This is a genomic window from Rhodococcus sp. NPDC055112 (assembly GCF_053607505.1).
Genome location: NZ_JBSGTR010000077.1, coordinates 1 through 22,203, shown reverse-complemented (window position 1 = coordinate 22,203; position 22,203 = coordinate 1). Strand labels below are relative to the sequence as shown.

The 22,203-nt window shown below is 68.6% G+C and carries 20 protein-coding genes; 18 read left to right on the top strand and 2 right to left on the bottom strand.

Annotation, left to right across the window (positions count from 1 at the left end; all coding sequences use genetic code 11):
* Positions 1-64 precede the first annotated feature (64 nt).
* Positions 65-883: an acyl-CoA thioesterase gene (locus tag ACWFRB_RS24035; protein WP_452643745.1), complete on the top strand. Its 819-nt coding sequence runs from the start codon at positions 65-67 to the stop codon at positions 881-883.
* On the opposite strand, the gene ACWFRB_RS24030 is transcribed toward ACWFRB_RS24035, so the two are convergent.
* Both ACWFRB_RS24030 and ACWFRB_RS24025 read right to left on the bottom strand, forming a co-directional pair.
* Complete coding sequence (locus ACWFRB_RS24030) at positions 770-2,575, bottom strand: APC family permease (protein ID WP_452643749.1); 1,806 nt, start codon at positions 2,573-2,575, stop codon at positions 770-772. The genes ACWFRB_RS24035 and ACWFRB_RS24030 overlap by 114 nt on opposite strands.
* 207 nt (positions 2,576-2,782) lie before the next feature.
* On the bottom strand, positions 2,783-3,910 hold the full coding sequence (locus tag ACWFRB_RS24025; RefSeq protein ID WP_452643744.1) for a sodium:proton exchanger: 1,128 nt from the start codon (positions 3,908-3,910) through the stop codon (positions 2,783-2,785).
* Positions 3,911-4,521: 611 nt separating this feature from the next.
* Here ACWFRB_RS24025 and ACWFRB_RS24020 point away from each other — a divergent pair.
* The 17 genes from ACWFRB_RS24020 to ACWFRB_RS23940 all read left to right on the top strand — a co-directional run bounded on the left by ACWFRB_RS24020 (position 4,522) and on the right by ACWFRB_RS23940 (position 22,164).
* The gene (locus ACWFRB_RS24020; RefSeq protein WP_452643748.1) at positions 4,522-4,929 is read left to right on the top strand and encodes a YciI family protein; all 408 of its coding nucleotides are present in this window, start codon (positions 4,522-4,524) and stop codon (positions 4,927-4,929) included.
* 8 nt (positions 4,930-4,937) lie between these two features.
* Positions 4,938-6,080, top strand: a complete 1,143-nt coding sequence (locus ACWFRB_RS24015) for an RNA polymerase sigma factor (protein WP_452643747.1) — start codon at positions 4,938-4,940, stop codon at positions 6,078-6,080.
* A 309-nt stretch (positions 6,081-6,389) separates the two neighbouring features.
* Positions 6,390-7,442 carry a hypothetical protein gene (locus ACWFRB_RS24010; protein ID WP_452643743.1) on the top strand — a complete coding sequence of 351 codons (1,053 nt, stop codon included), beginning with the start codon at positions 6,390-6,392 and terminating at the stop codon, positions 7,440-7,442.
* Between the two features lie 42 nt (positions 7,443-7,484).
* The gene (locus ACWFRB_RS24005; protein WP_452643742.1) at positions 7,485-9,428 is read left to right on the top strand and encodes a DUF222 domain-containing protein; all 1,944 of its coding nucleotides are present in this window, start codon (positions 7,485-7,487) and stop codon (positions 9,426-9,428) included.
* A gap of 19 nt (positions 9,429-9,447) precedes the next feature.
* Complete coding sequence (locus tag ACWFRB_RS24000) at positions 9,448-9,900, top strand: YbaY family lipoprotein (RefSeq protein ID WP_452643741.1); 453 nt, start codon at positions 9,448-9,450, stop codon at positions 9,898-9,900.
* Between the two features lie 32 nt (positions 9,901-9,932).
* Positions 9,933-10,547, top strand: a complete 615-nt coding sequence (pdxT, locus tag ACWFRB_RS23995; protein ID WP_097209996.1) for a pyridoxal 5'-phosphate synthase glutaminase subunit PdxT — start codon at positions 9,933-9,935, stop codon at positions 10,545-10,547.
* 80 nt (positions 10,548-10,627) lie between these two features.
* On the top strand, positions 10,628-11,380 hold the full coding sequence (locus ACWFRB_RS23990; protein WP_452643740.1) for a YebC/PmpR family DNA-binding transcriptional regulator: 753 nt from the start codon (positions 10,628-10,630) through the stop codon (positions 11,378-11,380).
* A gap of 2 nt (positions 11,381-11,382) precedes the next feature.
* A complete protein-coding gene (locus tag ACWFRB_RS23985; protein ID WP_452643739.1) occupies positions 11,383-11,793 on the top strand; it encodes a hypothetical protein in 411 nt (136 codons plus the stop codon).
* 93 nt (positions 11,794-11,886) lie between these two features.
* Positions 11,887-12,471, top strand: coding sequence for a crossover junction endodeoxyribonuclease RuvC (ruvC, locus tag ACWFRB_RS23980; RefSeq protein ID WP_452643738.1), 585 nt, complete (start codon positions 11,887-11,889; stop codon positions 12,469-12,471).
* On the top strand, positions 12,468-13,067 hold the full coding sequence (gene ruvA, locus ACWFRB_RS23975) for a Holliday junction branch migration protein RuvA (protein ID WP_452643737.1): 600 nt from the start codon (positions 12,468-12,470) through the stop codon (positions 13,065-13,067). The genes ruvC and ruvA overlap by 4 nt, the downstream gene beginning before the upstream one ends.
* 8 nt (positions 13,068-13,075) lie before the next feature.
* Positions 13,076-14,149 carry a Holliday junction branch migration DNA helicase RuvB gene (gene ruvB, locus ACWFRB_RS23970; RefSeq protein ID WP_452643746.1) on the top strand — a complete coding sequence of 358 codons (1,074 nt, stop codon included), beginning with the start codon at positions 13,076-13,078 and terminating at the stop codon, positions 14,147-14,149.
* A 73-nt stretch (positions 14,150-14,222) separates the two neighbouring features.
* Positions 14,223-14,591 (top strand): preprotein translocase subunit YajC, encoded by a 369-nt coding sequence (gene yajC / locus ACWFRB_RS23965; protein ID WP_452643736.1) that lies wholly within the window; start codon positions 14,223-14,225, stop codon positions 14,589-14,591.
* 105 nt (positions 14,592-14,696) lie between these two features.
* Positions 14,697-16,361 (top strand): protein translocase subunit SecD, encoded by a 1,665-nt coding sequence (secD, locus tag ACWFRB_RS23960; RefSeq protein WP_452643735.1) that lies wholly within the window; start codon positions 14,697-14,699, stop codon positions 16,359-16,361.
* A gap of 2 nt (positions 16,362-16,363) precedes the next feature.
* Entirely contained in the window at positions 16,364-17,539 is a 1,176-nt protein-coding gene (gene secF, locus ACWFRB_RS23955) for a protein translocase subunit SecF (RefSeq protein ID WP_452643734.1), read from the top strand.
* 1 nt (position 17,540) lies between these two features.
* Positions 17,541-19,256 carry an ABC transporter substrate-binding protein gene (locus ACWFRB_RS23950; protein ID WP_452643733.1) on the top strand — a complete coding sequence of 572 codons (1,716 nt, stop codon included), beginning with the start codon at positions 17,541-17,543 and terminating at the stop codon, positions 19,254-19,256.
* Complete coding sequence (locus ACWFRB_RS23945) at positions 19,223-19,786, top strand: adenine phosphoribosyltransferase (RefSeq protein WP_452643732.1); 564 nt, start codon at positions 19,223-19,225, stop codon at positions 19,784-19,786. The genes ACWFRB_RS23950 and ACWFRB_RS23945 overlap by 34 nt, the downstream gene beginning before the upstream one ends.
* Before the next feature lie 47 nt (positions 19,787-19,833).
* On the top strand, positions 19,834-22,164 hold the full coding sequence (locus ACWFRB_RS23940; protein WP_452643731.1) for a RelA/SpoT family protein: 2,331 nt from the start codon (positions 19,834-19,836) through the stop codon (positions 22,162-22,164).
* The last annotated feature ends 39 nt before the right edge of the window (positions 22,165-22,203 follow it).

Genomic DNA, 22,203 nt, shown 5'->3' with positions numbered 1-22,203 from the left:
CCCGCATCCCTGATGCGGGGCCGCGTCGTTGCTAGCGTGAGCACCGGTTCGAAAGGGGTACGCCATGTCGTCCATCGAAGAGATCCTGGAACTCGAACGGCTGGAGAAGGACATCTTCCGCGGCATCGTCGCGGACACGATGCTGACCAGGACGTTCGGCGGTCAGGTGGCCGGCCAGGCCCTGGTCTCCGCGGTCCGCACGGTCGACGAGCAGTACCGCGTGCACTCGCTGCACGGTTACTTCCTGCGGCCGGGAAACCCGACCATTCCCACCGTCTTCCTCGTCGACCGGATCAGGGACGGGCGGTCGTTCTGCACCCGCCGGGTCACCGGGGTCCAGGACGGTCAGGCGATCTTCACCATGTCCGCGTCGTTCCACGTGGGCGACATCGGAATCGAGCACGAGGACGAGATGCCCCCGGTCCCGAACCCGGAGGACCTGCCCGACACCTCGGAGATGATGAGCGAGGAACTGTCGTGGGAGTTCCGGGAGTGGGCCGACTGGGATCTGCGATTCGTGCCCGAGGACAAGGTGACTCGGCGTAGGGGTGTGCCCGCGCAGCAGCAGGTCTGGTTCCGGTACCGCCGCACGCTGCCCGAGGACCCCGTCTTCCACGTCTGCACCCTCGCCTACATGAGCGACATGACGTTGCTCGGTTCGGCGAAGGTGCCGCATCCCGACGAGGACATCCAGCAGGCCTCGCTCGACCACGCGCTGTGGTTCATGCGGCCCTTCCGGGCCGACGAGTGGCTGCTCTACGACCAGTCCTCACCGTCGGCGGGGTTCGGCCGGGCGCTGACCCAGGGCCGGATCTTCGACCGTGGCGGGAACCTGGTCGCGGCGGTCGTCCAGGAGGGGCTGACCCGCTTGCTGCGGGACTGATCGGCCCACCCGCAGTCGGATACGGCAGACGAGGGCGTTGGTGTCGCGGCGCAGCGCGCGATCCAGCTCGTCGCCCCTGTGGTTCGGCAGTATCCGCTGCCACGCGGAGCCCGGCTCCACCTCGCCGATCACCACGACCACCCGTCGCGCGGCGAGCTGGGTGTTGATGTACCGGACCAAGGTCGGCGCGAGTCCGTCCTCGGCCCCGTCGAGCAGGACCAGGTTGACCCCCGGGTGCCACGCATCCCACGCCTTGGTGAAGGCCCGCGGCGACTCGCCGCTCGGGCACACCCGGACCGCGACGACGTCTCTGCCCATGGACAGTCCGGCACAGATCGCCTCACGGCTCAGCTCGGAGACCTCGGCCACCGGAACGACGACGACGGTGCCCTGCGCCGCGGGCGCGGCGGGCACCTCGCCGAGGTGCAATCGGTCGCCGATGGCCGCGTAGGCCGCCCGCACCCGCTCCATCAGAAACACGATCAGGGGCAGGGCCACCACGATGAGCCACGCGCCCTCGGTGAACTTCATCGCGGTGGTCACGAGTGCCGCGACGGCGGTCAGCGCGGCACCGAATCCGTTGAGGCTTGCGCGCCACCGCCAGCCCGGGGCACGGGTCAGCACCCAGTGCCGGACCAAACCGACCTGGGCGATGGTGAACCCGACGAACACCCCGATGGCGAACAGCGGAACCAGGGCGTTCATGCTGCCCCGCGAACCGATCAGCAGCACGGCGGCGAACAGTCCGAGGGTGAGGACTCCGTACCGGTAGACCTCGCGGGCGGAACACAGCGCGAACCGGTGCGGCAGGCAGTTGTCGTCGGCGAGCAGGCGCATCAGCGTCGGCAGGCCGCCGTAGGAGGTGTTCGCGGCGAGGGCGAGCAGAACCACCGTCGCGAATTGCACCACGTAGTAACCGATCCCGTGTCCGAGAGAGGCCTCGGTGAGCTGAGAGAGCACCGTGGTCCCCTCCACCGGGTGCAGCGCGAACTTGCCGATGAGGACCGCGAGTCCGATCAGCATGGTGCCGAGCAGGATTCCGAGTGCGACCTCGGCGCGCTGCGCGTTCTTGACGCGGGGTTCACGGAAGCTGGGCACCGCGTTCGCGATGGCCTCCACACCGGTGAGGGCGGCACATCCGCTGGAGAACGCCTTGAGCAGCAACAGGACCCCGACCGTCTGGACGTTGGCGGCGACGGCGGTGCCTTCGGTGACGCCCAGTGGTTCCGAGCGAAGCAGGCCGGCGATGATCACGGTGAAGATGCTGAGCACGAAGACCGCGGTCGGGATCATGAACGCCCTGGCGCTGTCCGCGATCCCGCGCAGGTTCAGTGCCGTGATCCCGGTCAGGACGGCCAGGCAGATCCAGACGGTGTGGGGGAGCAGGGAGGGGAATGCGGAGGTGAGGGCGGCGACGCCCGCGGCGATGGAGACCGCGACGTTGAGGATGTAGTCGATCACCAGGGAGGCCGCGGCGACGAGCCCGGTGCGGTGACCCAGCCGGGCGCGGGCCACGGCGTACGCGCCGCCACCGTTCGGGAAGGCCGCGATGAGTTGGCGGTATGACGCGACGAGCACCGCGAGCAGCGCGGCGATGGCGAGGGTGACGGGCAGCGTGAAGCCGAGCCCGGCGCCGCCCGCGACCGCGAGGACGAGAACGATCGCCTCGGGGCCGTAGGACACCGATGCCATGGCGTCGAGGGAGAGGCCGGCCAGGCCGGTGGAGACCGAGAGCTTGTGTCGATCGGTCTTTCGCTGGGGTCGTCCGGTGCGGGGTGCCCGGATGAGCAGTGCGGTGGTCACCGAGCGAGTGTGGTCCCGGATCGTCTGTGTACCAGCGGTCTTGACGCTTCCCTTATGTCATCGGCCGCGCTCTTGATGCGGCGTGGACGCCGCAGGTCAGCCGTGCACCCTGCCGTTGCGGGTGAACGGCGCGGCGAGGGTGGGACCGAGGTGCCTGCGGTTGATCGCCAGCGCGACCAGCGCCACGACGGCGTAGACACCGCACAGCATCATCCGCCCCTGGGTCGAGGTGATCGCGAACTGGATGACGAACAGCGCCAGCAGAGCCCACGCGGCCCTCCGGTGGAACCGCAGGGCAAGGATCAGGGCGACCCCCATCATCGTCTGGGTCGCGGTCAGCAGCATCTCCTCGACCTGGCGCGCGTCGAGCATCAGGGCGGGGCCACCGCCCCCGGCGAGATGGGCCAGCGGTAGCGATCCCACCAGCAGGGTCCATTGGTTGACCTTCGACGAGATCAGCATCGCGATCGCGGCCGTGCCCTTGCCACGTGCGGCGAAGATGATCGCGATGATGAACTCGGGCGCCTCGGATGCGAGTGGGGCGAGCCACTGCACGAGGAGGAACTGGTCCACGCCGAGTTCCGTGCCGGAGTTGATGAGGCTGTTCGCGAAGGGTTCCGCGCAGGCGATGATGATCGCGGCCGCGACGACGAACATCGCGATCACCGTCGTCCGGCGCGCCCGGTCCGGCAGTGCGCCGATCGCGGCGGCGGTTCCGATCAGCTCGGGTTCCTCGACCTCGCCGCCGGACAGTCTGTAGAGGTAGAAGCCGAACCAGGCGAGCAGGGCGACACCGAATACGAGGTGGATCTGACCCGTCGCCGGGATGACGAATGCCGCGACGCCCGCGACGAGGAGGAACCCGAGCTCCACGCGATTGCTGGGCGCGAGGGCCGACGCCGAGACCGGTTTGCCGGTGAGCTTTTTCGCGACGGCGATCGAGATCAGCACCACGAGGGGCCAGCCGACGCCCATCAGCAGCCTGTTCGAGCCGGTCATGTTGGCCGCCGCGTACTGCGCGTAGGTGGGGTCGTGTCCGGCGGCGTAGGCGTAGTAGAGGTCGACCGCATACTCGGGGAGTACCGCGATCAGGGCGAGGACGGCGATCGCCAGGCCGCCGGAGACGTCGATCTGTGCGGCCTCGGCCGCCCAGGCGAGCAGGAAGCTCGCCGCCACCACCGCGGCGCCGTAGATCAGCAGCGCCGCTATCGGATTCGGGTGCATGCCCGATAGTCGGAGTGCGAGCGCGGGAAGAATGAATACGGCAGTGATTCCCAGTGATCGCGGCAACACGCCGCGGTAGGTCGGAATGTCGGGTGTATCTATTCTTGTCGAATTCGGTGAAATGGGTCTCAGGCCTTCGGGTCAACGGCCGCGGACTCGCTCGATCCGAAAGAGAGAGTCTTCGGCCAACGGTGGTGTTGGACCGAAGGTCTCGCTCGCCGAACAGCTTTCGTGTGCACTGTTCGGTGGATGACCGGGCGCGCGCTGGCGCCAGCATGTCGACCATCCGCCTCTGCCCGACCCGTGTCGGGATGTCCAGAGTGAACTACTCCCCTTCGTTTTCGAATGCTAGCGGTGTTCTTTCGGGAAGCAAATTCGTGGTATCGACTGAATTCGGAATTCGGTCGCGCTTTTCGATTAGTTCGGCCGCCCGTGATGGCGTCGGTTCGCCCGCCGGATTCATATCTTGTGTCGGCCGGTCCGGTCTTCGGCCGACGCAGTGACCCACGAGATCCAGAAGACTCGGACGGCGATGTCGAGAACCCGTGACTTGCTTCGTCCCTGTGGTGAGTGCGACCACAATGGGTCGCACCGGCACCGAGGAGAAGACGATGGCCAAGTACCTGTTGCTCAAGCACTACCGCGGCGCCCCGGCTGCGGTGAACGACGTCCCCATGGACCAGTGGACGCCGGAGGAGATCTCGGCCCACGTGCAGTACATGCAGGACTTCGCGGACCGGCTCGAGGGGACAGGGGAGTTCGTCGACGGTCAGGCGCTCGCCGCCGAGGGGACGTTCGTCCGGTACGACGGCGAGGGGCGCCCGCCGGTCACCGATGGCCCGTTCGCCGAGACCAAGGACCTCATCGCCGGTTGGATGGTGATCGACGTCGACAGCTACGAGCGCGCCGTCGAACTGGCCGGGGAACTGTCGGCCGCCCCCGGTGCGGGCGGGAAGCCGATCCACGAGTGGCTCGAGCTGCGCCCGTTCCTGACCGCGCCGCCCACCATCACGGAGTGACCTCTCCTGTGGACGAGGTCCTGATCCGGAGCCTCACGCCACACGTCCTCGGGGTCCTCGTCCGCCGCGGAGCAGATTTCGCGGCGGCCGAGGACGCCGTGCAGGACGCGCTGGTGGAGGCGGTCCGCGTCTGGCCGGCCGACCCGCCGCGGGACCCGAAGGGCTGGCTGGTCACCGTGGCCTGGCGCAAGTTCCTCGATGCGACCAAGGCGAATTCGGCCCGGCGCAGGCGTGAGGACCTCGTCGATGAGGAGCGGGCGCCCGATTCCGTTCCCGCGGTGGACGACACGCTCCAGCTCTACTTTCTTTGCGCCCACCCGTCGCTGACGCCGTCGTCCGCGGTCGCGCTCACGCTGCGCGCCGTCGGTGGGCTGACCACCCGCCAGATCGCCCAGGCATATCTGGTGCCCGAGGCGACAATGGCGCAGCGCATCAGCCGGGCCAAGCGCACCGTCTCAGGCGTGCGGTTCGACCAGCCCGGCGACGTCGCGACCGTGCTGCGCGTCCTCTACCTGGTCTTCAACGAGGGCTACTCGGGTGACGTCGACCTCGCCGCCGAGGCCATCCGGCTCACCCGGCAGCTCGCGGGCGCGATCGACCACCCCGAGGTGGCGGGGCTGCTCGCCCTGATGCTGCTCCACCACGCCCGGCGCGCCGCGCGGACCGCGGCCGACGGCAGCCTGGTGCCGCTCGTCGAGCAGGACCGCGGCCGGTGGGACACCGGGGCGATCGCCGAGGGCATCGGCATCCTGCAGGCGGCCCTCGCCCGCGACCGGCTCGGTGAGTTCCAGGCTCAGGCCGCCATCGCGGCACTCCACGCCGACGCGGCGACCGCCGAGGAGACCGACTGGGTGCAGATCGTCGAGTGGTATGACGAACTCGATCGCCTGACCGACAGCCCGGTCGTCCGGCTCAACCGCGCGGTGGCCGTCTGCGAGGCCGACGGACCGCGCGCCGGCCTTGCGGCGCTCGCGGCGCTGGATGACTCGCTGCCCCGCCACACGGCGGTGGCGGCGTACCTCCATGAGCGGGACGGCGACCTGGCTACGGCGGCACGGCTGTACGCCGAGGCGGCGCTGAAGGCGCCCAACCTCGCCGAGCGCGAGCACCTGACGCGCCAGGCCGCCCGGCTCAACGCCCGCCGTGGGTAACGTCGGCGGCGATTGCGACGAAAGGGACATCGCGGGACGTGCTCGCGGTCGGGGGGGTACCTGTGGGCAGGCGTGGCGGGGGAGTCGGCGTCGATGTCGTGGTGATCGGGGCCGTGGTCGCGGTCGGGGTGGTGGTGGCCGGGCTGGTGAACGACGTTGGCCGTGAGGAGTACTCGGCACAGATCCCGGGATGCGATCGCGTCATCTCGCAGTCAGAAAGTCAGGCGCAGCAACTTTGCTGCCGTCGGCAGGTCGGATGGCTACGAGAATCCGAGGTACCCGTGGTTCTCTGGACCCAAGGCCACTGCGATGTCGGTGGCGCTGAAGGATGCACTTCCAACGGGAGTGGAGGTGGAATTCGGAGCACCGTCGGAGTCGCTTCTCTTCGAGCCGATTCTGGACTGGCACCGACCCGATTCACCTGATGTGGAACCAGCGGACGGAATCAGTGGTTGGACCAGGGCGGCGGGCACGTTGACGCGGGGTGCAACATCCAGTTCGCTCTCGGTTGAGATTCGTCATTCGGCCGAGCCGGTGCCGCCTTGTTTCGCTGGACATATCGACCGCCGGATCAAGCGTGCCGACGGAACGGTTGTCGACTACCGGGAACAGCGGGTCGAATTCGGCGGTATCGGCAACCCGGCCAGAACCGTCACTGCGTACCTTCCCGATGGCACGACCATCCAGGCTCAGTCGGGATTCGGCATGAGGGAGGGGGATGCCGAGAAGGCCTACGGCGAAAGGGTTCCGTTGGCCATCGACGAGCTCACCACCATTGTGACGGCACCTGGTCTGCGTGTGACGGCGCCTATCCCGGAGGGTGCGCCAGCTCCCCCGGAGGCCTGTTCGGCTGGCATGAGTGGGGACGGCCCCGAAATCGACCGAGCGACCATTGATCGTCTCAACCGCTCGCTCGACGAGCAATGGCAGACGGAGTTCGCGGGAATCGCAACTCTCGATCGCCCCGTTGGATCGCTCCAACTATCGGATTTTGACAATCTGGGTGCGTGCGAGGTGCTGACAGCGGATATCGCAGGCTCCATGAGTCGTCTGGACATATCGATCACGGGCGGCGTGGAGTTGCCGACCGATGCAGCCGCTACCGAACGGACTGTAAAAGGGCTGCGGAAATCAACCAAGACCCTGCCGGATGGATCGGTGGTTCAGCGAGTAGAGAAGCTCCCCTCGCCTGAGCGGAGTGATCCTGGTGACCCGCTCAGTCTTGACGAGGTTCGTTCGGTGATGGTGACGCGGCCCTCCGGTACGCAGGTTTTGGTCTCATCGTCCGCTCAACTTCCGGCAGTTCAGTTGACGCTCGACCAGCTCGAATCCCTCGCGGTCACTCCTGGGCTGGAGTTGTAGGTTCGCCGGTGCGTGTCGGTGGCCGCGCGTAAACTAGTACACATGTTCGATTCCGGGGGGTTTCGAGGTGGCGTGGCGGGTGAGGGTGCCTGCGCCGAACCCGTCGTGGACTTCGAGAACGGGACAGACGCACTGGCTGCGCTGCAGGGGTATGCACGGGCGGAGAACATCGCGGCGGCGCACAAAGTGTTGACTGCGGCGGCGTTTGCGCGGCGGCAGTTCGCATCCGAAGTGGATTTGTTCGGGGAGGAGTTTGCCTATCGGGCGGGGCGGTCCGCGGAGATGGAGACCGCGCTGGCGTTGGGTGTGAGTGCGTTCACTGCGGAACGGTTTGTGGCGGTGGGCAATGCGCTGGATCTGCGGTTGCCGCTCATTCGTGCGGTGTTCGTGTCGGGTCGGGTGGACTTTCCGCGGGTGTTCGCGATCGTCGATGCTGTTGCGGAGATCTCCGATGTGACGCTCTCCCTGATGGAAGGTCATTTGGCTGATGCGGCTTTGTATTTGACGCCGCGGAAGTTGACGGCGGAGGTGATGCGGGAGTTGATCCGCATCAACCCGGCTGAGGCGGAGGAACTGCGTAGGCGGCGGGAGCGGCATTCTCGGCGGGTGTCGGTGACCGCGGATGTGCATGGCATGGCGCAGGTGTATGCGACGTTGACGGCGGCGGAGGGTCGGACCCTCGACAGTCTCATCCAGGAGATGGCGGACACGGTGTGTCGGGAGGACCCGCGAACGGTCGATGCCTTGCGGACGGATGCGTTCATGGCCCTGGTGCACGGCGAGAGCTATCTGCATTGCCAATGCGGACGTGAGGTGTGCCCGACGGCGCACCTACCCCGACCCGAGCGGCCGAAGCCTGAGGTGCATATCCATATCGACCTCGACACGCTGCTGCGGCTGGCCGACAACCCCAGCCACCTCGAAGGCCATGGACCCATCGATCCGGAGTTGGCGAGGCTCCTGGCGGGTGATGCGACGTGGCAAGCGGTGATCACCGATGCCCGGCGCCTCGATGCCCAACGAAATGCGGACAATGCCAACGACGCACCCGAACCCGATGACCCCGAACCGCCCGATGGCCCCGAACGGACCGAAGTTGCCGCTGATCCAGCCGACGGCACCGGCGTCGAATCACGAGAACAAGCGAACTGCAATGGTTCAGGGGACAGCTCTGCCCTGACCTCACCACCCGGCGTTCCCACCCGCTATCGACTGCGCCGCAGGCCTTCCGGGCAGTTGCCGCCTCGGCAAGACCTGTTGGCATCGGCTCCGCAGCAACCTGACGCGGCCCCGCGCGAGCCGCGGATCACCGACATCCTCGACGCGATCGCCGCGAACCCTGGCGTGCTCGACGGGCAGTTCCCCGACGGGCACGGCGGCTACGACCATCCGCCCCGCGGCGCCCTGACCTACCGGCCCAGCAACGCCGTCCGCGCCGCCGTCTTCGACAAGTACGACACCTGCACTTTCCCCGGTTGCACCGTCAAGGCCCGCGATTGCCAGTTCGACCACATCGTCGAATTCGACCCCGACAACCCCCACGCAGGCGGCTGGACCGTGGAAAGCAACGGTGAACCCGCCTGCACCCGACACCACCAGGCCAAGACCGACCGACTGTTCCGCGTCGTCCGGCTCGAGGGCGACGTCATCGTCTGGATCGGTGCGCACGGCACCATCGGCGTCACCGTGCCGCTCCCGGTCGAACAGCGACCCAGCGCCCGCACCAAGAAACCCGCACCCCGACCAACCCCGCCACGCCCGGCACCACCGAGCCTGGCACCGCCCGAACCACCCGACCTCGGGATCTACGAACCGACCTGGTGGGAAACCCACATGCAGCCCACGGACCTACCCCCGACGCTCCCGGAGCTGGCCACCATCACCGACCCCGGCCACCTCGCGCGGTGCGCACAACTCCGCACCCACCACGCCGAACACCTCGCGATCCTGGGCGAACGCCACCGCCACCAGCCCCCACCGTTCTGACCATCCGTATCCTCGACCTGTGCAGACGAGACGAATTCTGGAACTGACCCTCGGTGCGGCGGCACTGATCGCGGTCGTCGCGGCCGTGGCGGTGTCGATCGGATCGACACCCGAGACCGCACATGCCGACAGCGTGGACGACACGCTCACCGTCACCGGGAACGTCTCGTACCGCGAGCGGATCGCATTCCCCGAGAACGCCGTCGTGACCGTTCGCCTCGAGGACATCTCGCTGGCAGACGCTCCGGCGACCCTGCTCGCCGAGCAGCGCATCGAGGACGCCACCGGCGTGCCGGTGCCGTTCGAGCTCGCCGCCTACCGCGACGCCATCGACCCAAGGGCGCGCCTCGCCGTGCGAGCGCAGATCGAGGTAGACGGCGCGCTGCGCTGGACCACCGACACCGTCCACCCGATCCCGCTCGAGGGTGACGTCCCTGCGCAGGAGCTCATCCTCGTGGCGGTCCCGCAGTGAGCGTCGACATGATCGAACGGGCATCGGCCACCATGACACCCACCATCGGCGTGCTGGCGCTGCAGGGAGATGTGCGCGAACACCTTGCGGCGCTGGAGGCGTCGGGTGCCCGCGGCATCGGCGTGCGCCGGGTCTCCGAGCTCGAAGCGGTGGACGGTCTCGTCATCCCGGGCGGCGAGTCCACCACGATGAGCCGTCTGCTCACGGTGTTCGAACTGCTCGAACCGCTGCGCGCCCGGCTGCGCGACGGCATGCCTGCCTACGGCTCCTGCGCGGGCATGATCCTGTTGGCGGGCGAGGTGCTCGACACCCGCCCGGATGCCCAGTGCCTGAGCGGAATCGACATCACCGTGCGGCGCAACGCCTTCGGTCGCCAGGTCGACTCCTTCGAGGAGGACCTCGACTTCGCCGGTATCGAGGGCGCCCCGATGCGGGCAGTCTTCATCCGCGCGCCCTGGGTGGAGCGGGTCGGACCGGGCGTCGAGGTGCTGGCCACGGTGCCCGAGGGCCCGGCCGCGGGACGGGTCGTCGCGGTCCGTGAGGGCAACGTTCTCGCGACCTCATTCCACCCCGAGGTGACCGGCGACAGGCGCGTCCATCAGCTGTTTGTCGACATGGTGCGGGAAGTCGCGGTCGCCCGCGCGTAAACTGGCGCTACTGTGTGCTCCCCGCTGCAGCGTGCTCCGCTGTCGCGTGCGCATCTACGAACGGGAAGAGGGAACTACGCATGAGCGGCCACTCCAAATGGGCCACCACCAAGCACAAGAAGGCTGCGATCGACGCAAAGCGCGGCAAATCCTTCGCGAAGCTGATCAAGAACATCGAGGTGGCGGCGCGGACCGGTGGTGGTGACCCCGCGGGTAACCCGACCCTGTACGACGCCATCCAGAAGGCGAAGAAGACGTCCGTCCCCAACGACAACATCGAGCGCGCCCGCAAGCGCGGCGCGGGCGAAGAGGCCGGCGGCGCGGACTGGCAGACCATCATGTACGAGGGCTACGGACCCAACGGTGTGGCCCTGCTCGTCGAGTGTCTGACCGACAACAGGAACCGCGCGGCGGGCGAGGTGCGCACCGCCATGACGCGCAACGGCGGCAACCTCGCCGATCCGGGTTCGGTTGCGTACCTGTTCACCCGCAAGGGCGTCGTGGTGCTCGAGAAGAACGGCCGCAGCGAGGACGAGATCCTCGAGGTGGTCCTCGAGGCCGGAGCCGAGGAGATCAACGACCTCGGCGACTCCTTCGAGATCGTGTCCGAGGCCGCCGATCTGATCGCCGTCCGGACCGCACTCGTCGACGCGGGCATCGACTACGAGTCGGCCGACCCGGACTTCCGGGCCTCGGTCGAGGTTCCGGTCGACGTCGACGGCGCCCGCAAGGTGTTCAAGCTCGTCGACGCCCTCGAAGAATCCGACGACGTGCAGAACGTGTACACCAACGTCGACGTCTCGGACGAGGTTCTGGCCGAGCTCGACGCCTGATAGTGCGATTTCGCGACGACCGCGACTCGAAGTGGCGGATCGGCAGGCGCTGGCTGCCGTGGCGTCGTCGGACCAAGGTTCCCGACTGGGGAAACGGGTTCGACGGCACCACGCTCGGGGACGACCCGATCAGCGCGATCATCGGCATCGTCATCCTGGTGCTGATGCTGCCGGTCCTGTTGTTGGTGTTGGTGGTCGGCCTCGAGTTCCTACTGCTGCTCCTGCTGGTGCCGCTGTGGGTGGGGGTGCGGGTGCTGTTCGGCCTGCCCTGGACGGTCGTGGTCCGTCGCGACGGCAAGGTCGTGCACGAGGAACAGGTCCGGGGCTGGGGGGCGTCCGCCTCCCGGATCGAGGCCATCGGCGCCCAACTGAGGGAAGGTCGCGGCCTCGACGCGATCCGCGCGAACAGGTGACCGCCGGCCGGCCGTGTCGTCACCGGGCCGGCCGGCCCACAGCGGCTAGAATCTCGAACAGCTGTTCGTAGTGCTGGGACGAGAGGTGATCGCGTGCGCGTGTTCGGGGTGGACCCAGGCCTGACCCGATGCGGGTTCGGGGTGGTCGACTCGGGGCGCGGCAGGACGGTCGCCCCGGTTGCCGTCGACGTCATCCGCACGCCACCTGAGATGGACCTGGCGCAGCGGTTGCTGCGCATCTCGAACGCGGCCGAGGAATGGCTGGACCTCTACAAGCCGACCGTCGTCGCAGTCGAGCGGGTCTTCTCGCAGAACAACGTGCGGACCGCGATGGGCACGGCCCAGGCTGGTGGCGTCGTCGCGCTCGCCGCGGCCAGGCGCGGTATCGACGTCTGCTTCCACACTCCGAGTCAGGTGAAATCGGCGGTCGCGGGCAACGGTGCCGCGGACAAGAAGCAGGTCACCGCGATGGTGACGAAGATTCTCGGGCTGGCGGTCGCGCCGAAGCCCGCCGACGCCGCCGACGCGCTCGCGCTGGCGATCTGCCACTGCTGGCGGGCCCCGATGCTGTCGCGGATGGCGCAGGCGGAGCTCGCCGCCGCCGAGCAGAAGCGGCGCTACGAGGCCAGACTCGCGGAACTGAACAAGACCCGGCTCAAGAAGGCAGGTACCCCATGATCGCGTCCATTCGCGGCGAGGTGCTCGAGATCGCGCTCGATCACGTGGTGCTCGAGGCGGCGGGGGTCGGCTACCGGCTCAACGCCACCCCGGCCACGCTCGGCACCCTCCAGCGCGGAACCGACGTCCGGCTCGTCACGGCGATGATCGTCCGCGAGGACTCGATGACCCTGTACGGGTTCCACGACATCGAATCGCGCGATCTGTTCGGCCTGCTGCAGACGGTGTCCGGGGTCGGACCGCGGCTGGCGATGGCGACGCTGGCCGTCCTCGAGCCGGAGGCGCTGCGCAAGGCGCTCGCCGAGGGAAACGTCACCGCGCTGACCCGGGTGCCCGGCATCGGCAAGCGTGGCGCCGAGCGGATGGTCGTCGAGCTCCGGGACAAGGTGGACGCGGTCGCCGTCACGTCCGACCCCGGCGCGCCCGCGGTGGTGCCGGGCCTGGTCCGCGAGCAGATCGTCGAGGCCCTGGTCGGCCTCGGCTTCCCGGCGAAGTCCGCAGAACAGGCCACCGACACCGTGCTTGCCGCTGACCCGGACGCGAGCACGTCGACCGCCCTGCGCTCGGCGCTGTCCCTGCTGGGTAAGACCCGGTGACCGAGGACATGGGGGACCCGGCCGGGCTGGAATCGTCGGTCACCGCGAACTTCGTCGCCGCCGACAGCGAGATCGAGGCCAGTCTCCGGCCGACCAGCCTGACCGATTTCATCGGCCAGCCGCGGGTGCGTGAGCAGCTCCAGCTCGTGCTGACCGGCGCCAAGCTGCGCGGCGGCACCCCCGACCACATCCTGATGTCGGGCCCTCCCGGTCTCGGCAAGACCAGCATGGCGATGATCATCGCCTCCGAGCTGGGCACCTCGCTTCGGCTCACCTCCGGTCCTGCGCTCGAGCGGGCGGGCGACCTGGCCGCCATGCTGAGCAACCTCGTCGAGGGCGACGTGCTGTTCATCGACGAGATCCACCGGATCGCGCGGCCGGCCGAGGAGATGCTCTACCTGGCCATGGAGGATTTCCGGGTGGACGTCGTCGTCGGCAAGGGGCCGGGTGCGACTTCGATCCCGCTGGAGGTCGCGCCGTTCACACTGGTCGGCGCCACCACCCGCTCCGGCGCGCTGACCGGGCCGCTGCGCGACCGCTTCGGCTTCACCGCCCACATGGACTTCTACGATCCGCCGGAGTTGCAGCGGATCTTGCTGCGGTCCGCCGGCATCCTCGGCGTCGAGCTGGGGGAGGAGGCCAGCGCCGAGATCGCGGGTCGCTCCCGTGGCACGCCGCGCATCGCGAACCGGCTGCTGCGCCGGGTGCGGGACTACGCCGACGTGCGGGCCGACGGCGTGATCACCCGCGACATCGCCAGGGCGGCGCTCGCGGTGTACGACGTCGACCAGCTCGGCCTTGACCGTCTCGACCGGTCGGTGCTCAGCGCGCTGGTGCGCAGCTTCGGCGGTGGACCCGTCGGCGTGTCGACCCTCGCCGTCGCGGTCGGTGAGGAGCCCGGCACCGTGGAGGAGGTCTGCGAGCCGTTTCTCGTGCGTGCGGGGATGATCGCCAGGACACCGCGGGGTCGGGTGGCGACCGCCGCGGCATGGGAACAGCTCGGTCTGACCCCGCCGCCAGAGGCCGCGGCGGGCGGCATCGACGTGCGAGTCAACGAACCGCCGCAAGGTTTGTTTGACTAGTGGCACACTGGAGTACTGCGCCGGTCTGTTCCGGATTGCGCGCGTCGACGACCTTCGAGGACTGAACTCAACGATGGAACTGCTGTTTCCGCTCCTGATTCTCGCCCTGCTCGTGCCCATGTTCCTGGGCATCCGCCGCCAGAAGAAGGAGATGGCGAAGACTGCAGAACTGCAGGACTCGCTCAACATCGGTGACCGCGTACTCACCACCTCCGGGCTGCATGCCACCGTGGTCGAACTCGGTGAGGGCACCGTCGACCTCGAGGTCGCGCCCGGAATCGTCACCACCTGGTCGCGCATGGTGATCCGTGAACTCCTCGTCGAGGACGACGAGGAGTTCGAGGAGGACGACGTCGACGAGATCGTCGACGAAATTCCTGACATCGAGGCCCCCGTCAAGGAGACTCCCGAGGAGACCAAGCGTCGCTTGGACAACGAATGAGTTGACTTCCGGACCGCTGTCGAGTGATCCCTGCTCGGCAGCGGTCGCGTGTAGGGCCTCGACCCCGACCATCGCACGACACACGTACTAGGAGAACTACGGATCGTGGCACCTTCGACTGGAGCCGTACGACCAGCACGCTCGCTCGTGATCTTCGGGCTGATCGTCGCTGCGCTGTACGCGCTCGTCTTCTTCACCGGGGACAAGTCCCCGACGCCGAAGCTCGGCATCGACCTGCAGGGCGGCACCCGCGTCACCCTGACCGCGCGCACCCCGGACGGCAGTAAGCCGAGCCAGGACAGCCTGCGTCGCGCGCAGGAGATCATCGAGACCCGAGTCAACGGGCTCGGCGTCTCCGGCTCCGAGGTGGTCATCGACGGCGACAACCTGGTGATCACGGTCCCGGGCGACGACAGCTCGCAGGCCCGCACGCTCGGCCAGACGGCGCGGCTGTACATCCGCCCCGTGCAGAGCTCGGCCGTGTCCTCGAACGCGCAGGCGAAGGCCCCGAAGGCCGAGACCCCTGCCCCGGCGCCCGCGCCGCAGAACCGGCCCTTCCCGGCCCAGGAACCGGGTACACCGGCTCCGTCGACCGAGGCCCCAGCACCGCCAGCGGATCAGGGCGCGCCTGCGACCGAGGATCAGGCGGCCGCGGAGATCGCCGAGGCGAAGAAGACCAGGCAGAGCACGGACCCGGCGGTGCAGCAGCAGGCGATGGCGACGCTCGACTGCAACGCCAGCGACCCGCTGCAGGGCAACGACGATCCGGCGCTGCCGCTGGTGGCCTGCTCGACGGACGGCACCCAGGTCTACCTCCTCGGGCCGAGCATCATCGACGGCCAGGAGATCGCGGACGCGAGCTCGGCCTTCAACTCGCAGCAGTCGCGCAACGAGGTCTCGCTGACCTTCAAGTCGAGCGGAAGCACCACCTGGGCGCAGTTCACCGCCGCGAACATCGGCAAGCAGGCCGCGTTCACCCTCGACTCCAAGGTCGTCAGCGCGCCGGTCGTCCAGGGCGCCACGCCCGCGGGCAGCGCCACCTCCATCACCGGTGACTTCACGTCGGCGTCGGCGAAGGAACTCGCGAACACCCTGAAGTACGGCTCGCTGCCGCTCTCCTTCCAGGCTTCCGAGGCCGAGACCGTCTCGGCGACTCTTGGTCTCGCCTCCCTCCAGGCGGGCCTCATCGCGGGCGCGATCGGTCTCGCGCTCGTGCTGCTCTACTGCCTCATCTACTACCGGATGCTTGGCGTGCTCACCGCACTCTCGCTGGTGCTGTCCGGCGTGATGGTGTACGCGATCATGGTGCTGCTCGGCCGGTACATCGGCTTCACCCTCGACCTCGCAGGCATCGCCGGTCTGATCATCGGCATCGGCATGACGGCCGACTCGTTCGTCGTGTACTTCGAACGCATCAAGGACGAGATCAGGGAGGGTCGCAGCTTCCGCTCGGCGGTGCCGCGCGGTTGGGCACGGGCTCGCCGGACCATCCTGTCCGGAAACGCGGTGAGCTTCATCGCGGCCGCCGTGCTGTACGTCCTCGCGGTCGGCCAGGTGCGCGGCTTCGCGTTCACCCTCGGCCTGACCACCATCCTCGACGTCGTCGTCGTGTTCCTGGTGACCCATCCGCTGGTCCACCTGGCATCGAAGTCGGACTTCTGGTCGAAGCCGAGCATCAACGGTCTCGGAGCGGTGCAGCAGGTCGCCCGTGAACGCAAGACCGCCGCGTCCACGCGCACCAGCGTCGGCGCGCAGGCGAAGGAGGCCTGACTGTGAGCACATCTGAAGATCTGTCGTTGTCCGATTCCTCGGCCGACCAGGCGAAACTGCCCAGGCACAGCCTGCTCTCGCGGCTCTACACCGGCACCGGCGCCTTCGAGGTCGTCGGCAGGCGCAAGTTCTACTACGGCCTGGTCGGCGTCATCCTGCTGATCTCGATCGCCAGCATCCTGATTCGCGGGTTCACCCTCGGCATCGACTTCGAGGGCGGCACCCGGATCCAGTTCCCGGCCGCCGACAACGTCACGAGCGAACAGGTCGAGCAGGTCTACACGGAGAGCATGGGCGAGGCTCCTGTCTCCGTTCAGACCGTCGGCTCCGGCGCAAGCGCCACCTTCCAGATCCGCTCGGAGGCGCTCGACGCGCGTGAGGTCGTTGTCCTCCAGGACGCGCTGTACGACGCCTTCCAGCCGGAGGACAAGAACGGCACACCCAGCAAGAACGCGATCAGTGTCGCCGACGTGAGCGAGACCTGGGGTAGCCAGATCACCCAGAAGGCGCTCATCGCGTTGTTGGTGTTCCTGGCGATCGTGAGCGTCTACATCGGCATCCGGTTCGAACGAGACATGGCGATCGCCGCGATCGTGGCGCTCTTCTTCGACATGATCGTCACGGCAGGCGTCTACGCGCTGGTCGGTCTCGAGGTCACGCCTGCCACGGTGATCGGCTTGCTCACGATTCTCGGCTTCTCGCTGTACGACACGGTGGTGGTGTTCGACAAGGTGGAGGAGAACACCCGCGGGGTGCTGCACCTGACCAGGCGGACCTATGCCGAACAGGCCAACCTCGCCGTCAACCAGACGCTGATGCGCTCGATCAACACCACCGTCATCAGCGTGTTGCCGGTGATCGGCCTGCTCGTCGTCGCGGTCGGGCTGCTCGGCGTCGGCACGCTCAAGGACCTTGCCGTCGTCCAGCTGGTCGGCATCATCATCGGCGCCTTCTCCTCGATCTTCTTCGCGACGCCGCTGCTGGTCTCGATCAAGGAGCGTTGGGGACCCGTGGCGGCGCACACCAAGAAGGTGCTCGCCCGCCGCGAGACCCGGTCCGAGAGCCCGTCCGCGCCTGCCTCGGCCGCGGAGGCCTCCGCCGTCGCGTCCCGTGTCACCGCGGCGAGCCCGCAGCCCGGTGCCCGACCGACGGGGAAGCGCGACAAGAAGAGGCGTTGACATGGGTACCGGCGCACGACGGGCTGGCACGGCCCGCGGTTTGAGGGTCGGCGCCGCCGGCGTGATCGCAATGATCGCGGCGGCGGCCGTCGGCTGCTCCACGGCCGAGGATCAGGTCCAGTCCATCGGGTACGCCGTCGACAACGTGTTGACCACCTACAACGCGAACACGGTCGACGGCGCGGCATCGGGTGCGCGGCAAGCGTTCTCGCGGGTGCTCACCGGCCTGAGCTACATCGGGCCGGAGGGCAGCGCGCTGTCCGACGGCGATGTCGGCACCGCGGCCCCGGCGCCGGGCGACGCACTCACCGTCGCGGTCAAGCTGAACCCGCAGGCCGTGTACTCGGACGGCGTGCCGACGTCCTGTGACGACCTGGTGCTGGCCTGGGCGGCGGGCAGCGGTCGCTTCCCGATGTTCCGGGCGGCGGACAACGCCGGCTACGCGGACATCGACCGGGTCGACTGCCAGTCCGGGTCCAAGGATGCGACCGTCGTGTTCCGGCCGGGTCGGGCGTTCGCCGACTGGCGGGCGCTGTTCGGCGCCACCGCGCTGATGCCTGCGCACGTGGCGGCGAGGGCCGCGGGGGTCCCCGACCTCGTTGGCGCCGTCGCGTCGAACGACGTGCCCGCGCTCGAGCGGGTGGCCGAGTTCTGGAACAACGGCTGGAAGCTGGTCCCGGATCAGCTCGACCTCACCCTGTTCCCGTCCTCGGGGCCGTACCGGGTCGAGTCCTTCACGACGGACGGCGGACTCGTGCTGGTCGCCAACGAGCGGTGGTGGGGCAACAAGCCTGCCACCCCGCAGATCGTGGTGTGGCCGAAGGGAACCGATCTCGAGTCCAAGACCGCGTCCGGCGAGGTCGACGTGATCGACGCGGGTGCGGGGTCGATGCCGGGGCTGTCCCCTGGTGCGGGGTTCTCCTCGGTGACCGCGCCGTCCCGCAGCAGCGAGCAGCTGGTGCTCGCGACGTCGGGGGTGTTCGAATCCGCCGATGCGCGCCGGGCGCTCGCCCTGTGCGTGCCGCGCCAGCAGCTCTTCGATCGGCTCGGGCATCCGGACTTCGACAAGCAGTCGGGCCTCGGATCCGGTGTGCTGAGTTCGCGGATCGTGCAGCCGGACATGTTGATCTACCCCTCGGTCGCCGCGACCGAGGGCGGCCGGTATCTGCACCCGGACGTGCCCGCCGCCGTCGCCGCGAGGACCGCCTCGGGGCAGGGCCCGATCACGGTCAGGATCGGCTATCTGGCCCCGGACACCCGGCGTGCCGACACCGTCAAGGCGATCGCCGAGGCATGCGCCCCGGCCGACATCACCGTCGAGGATGCCGGCTCGCCGGAGTTCACCCCGACCGCGCTCGGTGCGGGCGGACTGGACGCGATCCTCGGCGGCACCTCCTCCGCGCAGGGCGCCGCGGGCACCGACTCCGAGGTGCCGCCGATGTACTCGCTGGTCGGGGGCAACGGCACGAACTTCGGTGGCTACCGCAACGGACGTATCACCGCGATCGCGGAGCAGCTGGCCGTGGACACGGCGGAGGGCAGCAGGCTGAACCTGTCGACGGAGGCAGAGAACATCCTGTGGAACGAGCTGCCGTCGATCCCGCTGTTCAACGAGCCGAGGACCACGGTGTTCGCGGACGGACTGCACGCCGCGGTGCCGAACCCGACGGTCTCCGGTGTGGGATGGAACATGGACAGGTGGATACTTCTCCGGTGACTGCATTGACGACGGCGTCCGACGACGTGGCCCGACTGACCCGCTGGGCCGAGGACTTTCCGGAGCCGGGCGTGACCTTCGCCGACCTGACCCCGGTGTTCGCCGACGCCAAGGCCTTTCGTGATGTCATCGATGCCCTGGTCGAGCTCGGCGACGGTGCCGACCTGGTGGCCGGCATCGACGCAAGGGGCTTCCTCCTCGGTGCCGGTGTGGCACTGGCGCTCGAGGCGGGCGTGCTCGCGGTCCGCAAGGCGGGAAAGCTGCCGCCGCCGGTGCTCACCAGGGAGTACCAGCTCGAGTACGGCACGGCGTCCCTGGAGATCCCGGCCGACGGGATCGAGCTAGCCGGCCGTCGGGTGCTGGTGATCGACGACGTGTTGGCCACCGGCGGCACCCTCGCCGCGGCGGCGGAGCTGCTGACCGCGGCGGGCGCCGAGGTGATCGGGATCGCGGTGGTGCTCGAGATCGAGGCGCTCGGCGGCCGGTCGCGGCTCGCGGGCCACCCGGTCACGTCGCTGCTTCGGGTCTGAGGACTAAAGTTTCCGTTGAGGCGACCGACAGCACGGGAGGTGACGCAATGACCCAGAACCTCGACCGGTCGCAGTCCGAGACCGGGACCCCAGCTGCCCCGCAGGAGGGGGTCGCGCCCGCGGTCCCCACCTCGGCCTCCAGGCGGGTACGGGCCCGGCTGGCGCGCCGGATGACCGGGCAGCGCAACGCCGCGATCAAACCGGTGCTCGAGCCGCTGGTCAGCGTGCACAAGGAGCTGTACCCGAAGGCGAACCTGGCGCCGCTGCAGCGCGCCTACGACGTCGCCGAGGAACGCCACTCCAGCCAGAAGCGCAAGTCCGGTGACCCCTACATCACGCATCCGCTGGCGGTGGCGAACATCCTCGCCGAGCTCGGCATGGACACCACGACGCTCGTCGCGGCGCTGCTGCACGACACGGTGGAGGACACCGGCTACTCGCTCGAGCAGCTCACCGAGGAGTTCGGTGAGGAGGTCGCGCACCTCGTCGACGGCGTCACCAAGCTCGACAAGGTGGTGCTCGGCAGCGCGGCTGAGGGCGAGACCATCCGCAAGATGATCATCGCGATGGCCCGCGACCCGCGGGTGCTGGTGATCAAGGTCGCGGACCGTCTGCACAACATGCGCACCATGCGCTTCCTGCCTCCCGAGAAGCAGGCGCGCAAAGCCAAGGAGACCCTGGAAGTCATTGCGCCGCTTGCGCATCGACTCGGTATGGCCACGGTCAAGTGGGAACTCGAGGACCTCTCGTTCGCGATCCTGCACCCGAAGAAGTACGAGGAGATCGTGCGCCTCGTCGCGGACCGGGCCCCGTCGCGCGACACCTACCTGGCGAAGGTGCGGGCGGAGATCAACGCCACCCTCGCCGCGTCCAGGATCAACGCCGTCGTCGAGGGCAGGCCCAAGCACTACTGGTCGATCTACCAGAAGATGATCGTCAAGGGTCGCGACTTCGACGACATCCACGACCTGGTCGGCGTGCGGATCCTGTGCGACGAGATCCGGGACTGCTACGCCGCGGTCGGCGTCGTGCACTCGCTGTGGCAGCCGATGGCGGGCCGGTTCAAGGACTACATCGCGCAGCCCCGGTACGGGGTGTACCAGTCGCTGCACACGACGGTGGTCGGCCCGGAGGGCAAGCCGCTGGAGGTGCAGATCCGAACAAGGGACATGCACCGCACCGCGGAGTTCGGCATCGCCGCGCACTGGCGCTACAAGGAGACCAAGGGCAGGCACTCCGGCGACGCCGCCGAGGTCGACGACATGGCGTGGATGCGGCAGCTGCTCGACTGGCAGCGCGAGGCCGCGGACCCGGGGGAGTTCCTCGAATCGCTGCGCTACGACCTCGCGGTCAAGGAGATCTTCGTCTTCACCCCGAAGGGTGATGTCGTGACGCTGCCAGCCGGTTCGACACCGGTGGACTTCGCGTACGCGGTGCACACCGAGGTCGGGCACCGGTGCATCGGTGCCAGGGTGAACGGCAGGCTCGTCGCGCTCGAGCGCACGCTCGAGAACGGTGAGGTCGTGGAGGTGTTCACCTCCAAGGCCGCCAACGCCGGTCCGAGCCGGGACTGGCAGGGCTTCGTCGTCTCGCCACGGGCGAAGACGAAGATCCGCCAGTGGTTCGCCAAGGAGCGCCGCGAGGAGGCCCTCGAGGCGGGTAAGGACGCGATCGCCAAGGAGGTCCGCCGCGGCGGCCTGCCCTTGCAGCGCCTGCTCAGCTCCGAGTCGATGTCGGCCATCGCACACGAGCTGCGCTACGTGGACGTGTCCGCGCTGTACACGGCGGTCGGCGAGCACAATGTGTCCGCCCAGCACGTGGTGCAGCGGCTGGTCGCGAATCTCGGCGGCGTGGAATCTGCCGAGGAGGAGCTGGCCGAGCGGTCGACGCCGTCGACCATCCCGATGCGGCAGCGCCGCACCACCGACGCCGGCGTCCTGGTGCCGGGTGCCTCCGGCACGGTGGCCAAGCTCGCGAAGTGCTGTACCCCCGTTCCCGGCGACGAGATCATGGGCTTCGTGACCCGCGGCGGCGCGGTGAGCGTGCACCGCACCGACTGCACCAACGCCGGGTCGCTGCGCGAGCAGTCCGAGCGGATCATCGAGGTGCAGTGGGCGCCGTCGCCGTCCTCGGTGTTCCTGGTCGCGATCCAGATCGAGGCGCTGGACCGGCACCGGCTGCTCTCCGATGTGACCAAGGCGCTGGCCGACGAGAAGGTGAACATCCTGTCCGCGTCGGTGACCACCTCGGGTGACCGCGTCGCGATCAGCCGTTTCACCTTCGAGATGGGCGACCCGAAGCACCTCGGGCACGTGCTCAACGTGGTCCGCAACGTCGAGGGCGTCTACGACGTCTACCGGGTGACCTCAGCGGCATAGGCGGCTGCGCCGCCCGTGCGCGGTTGACGAGTCCGAGGA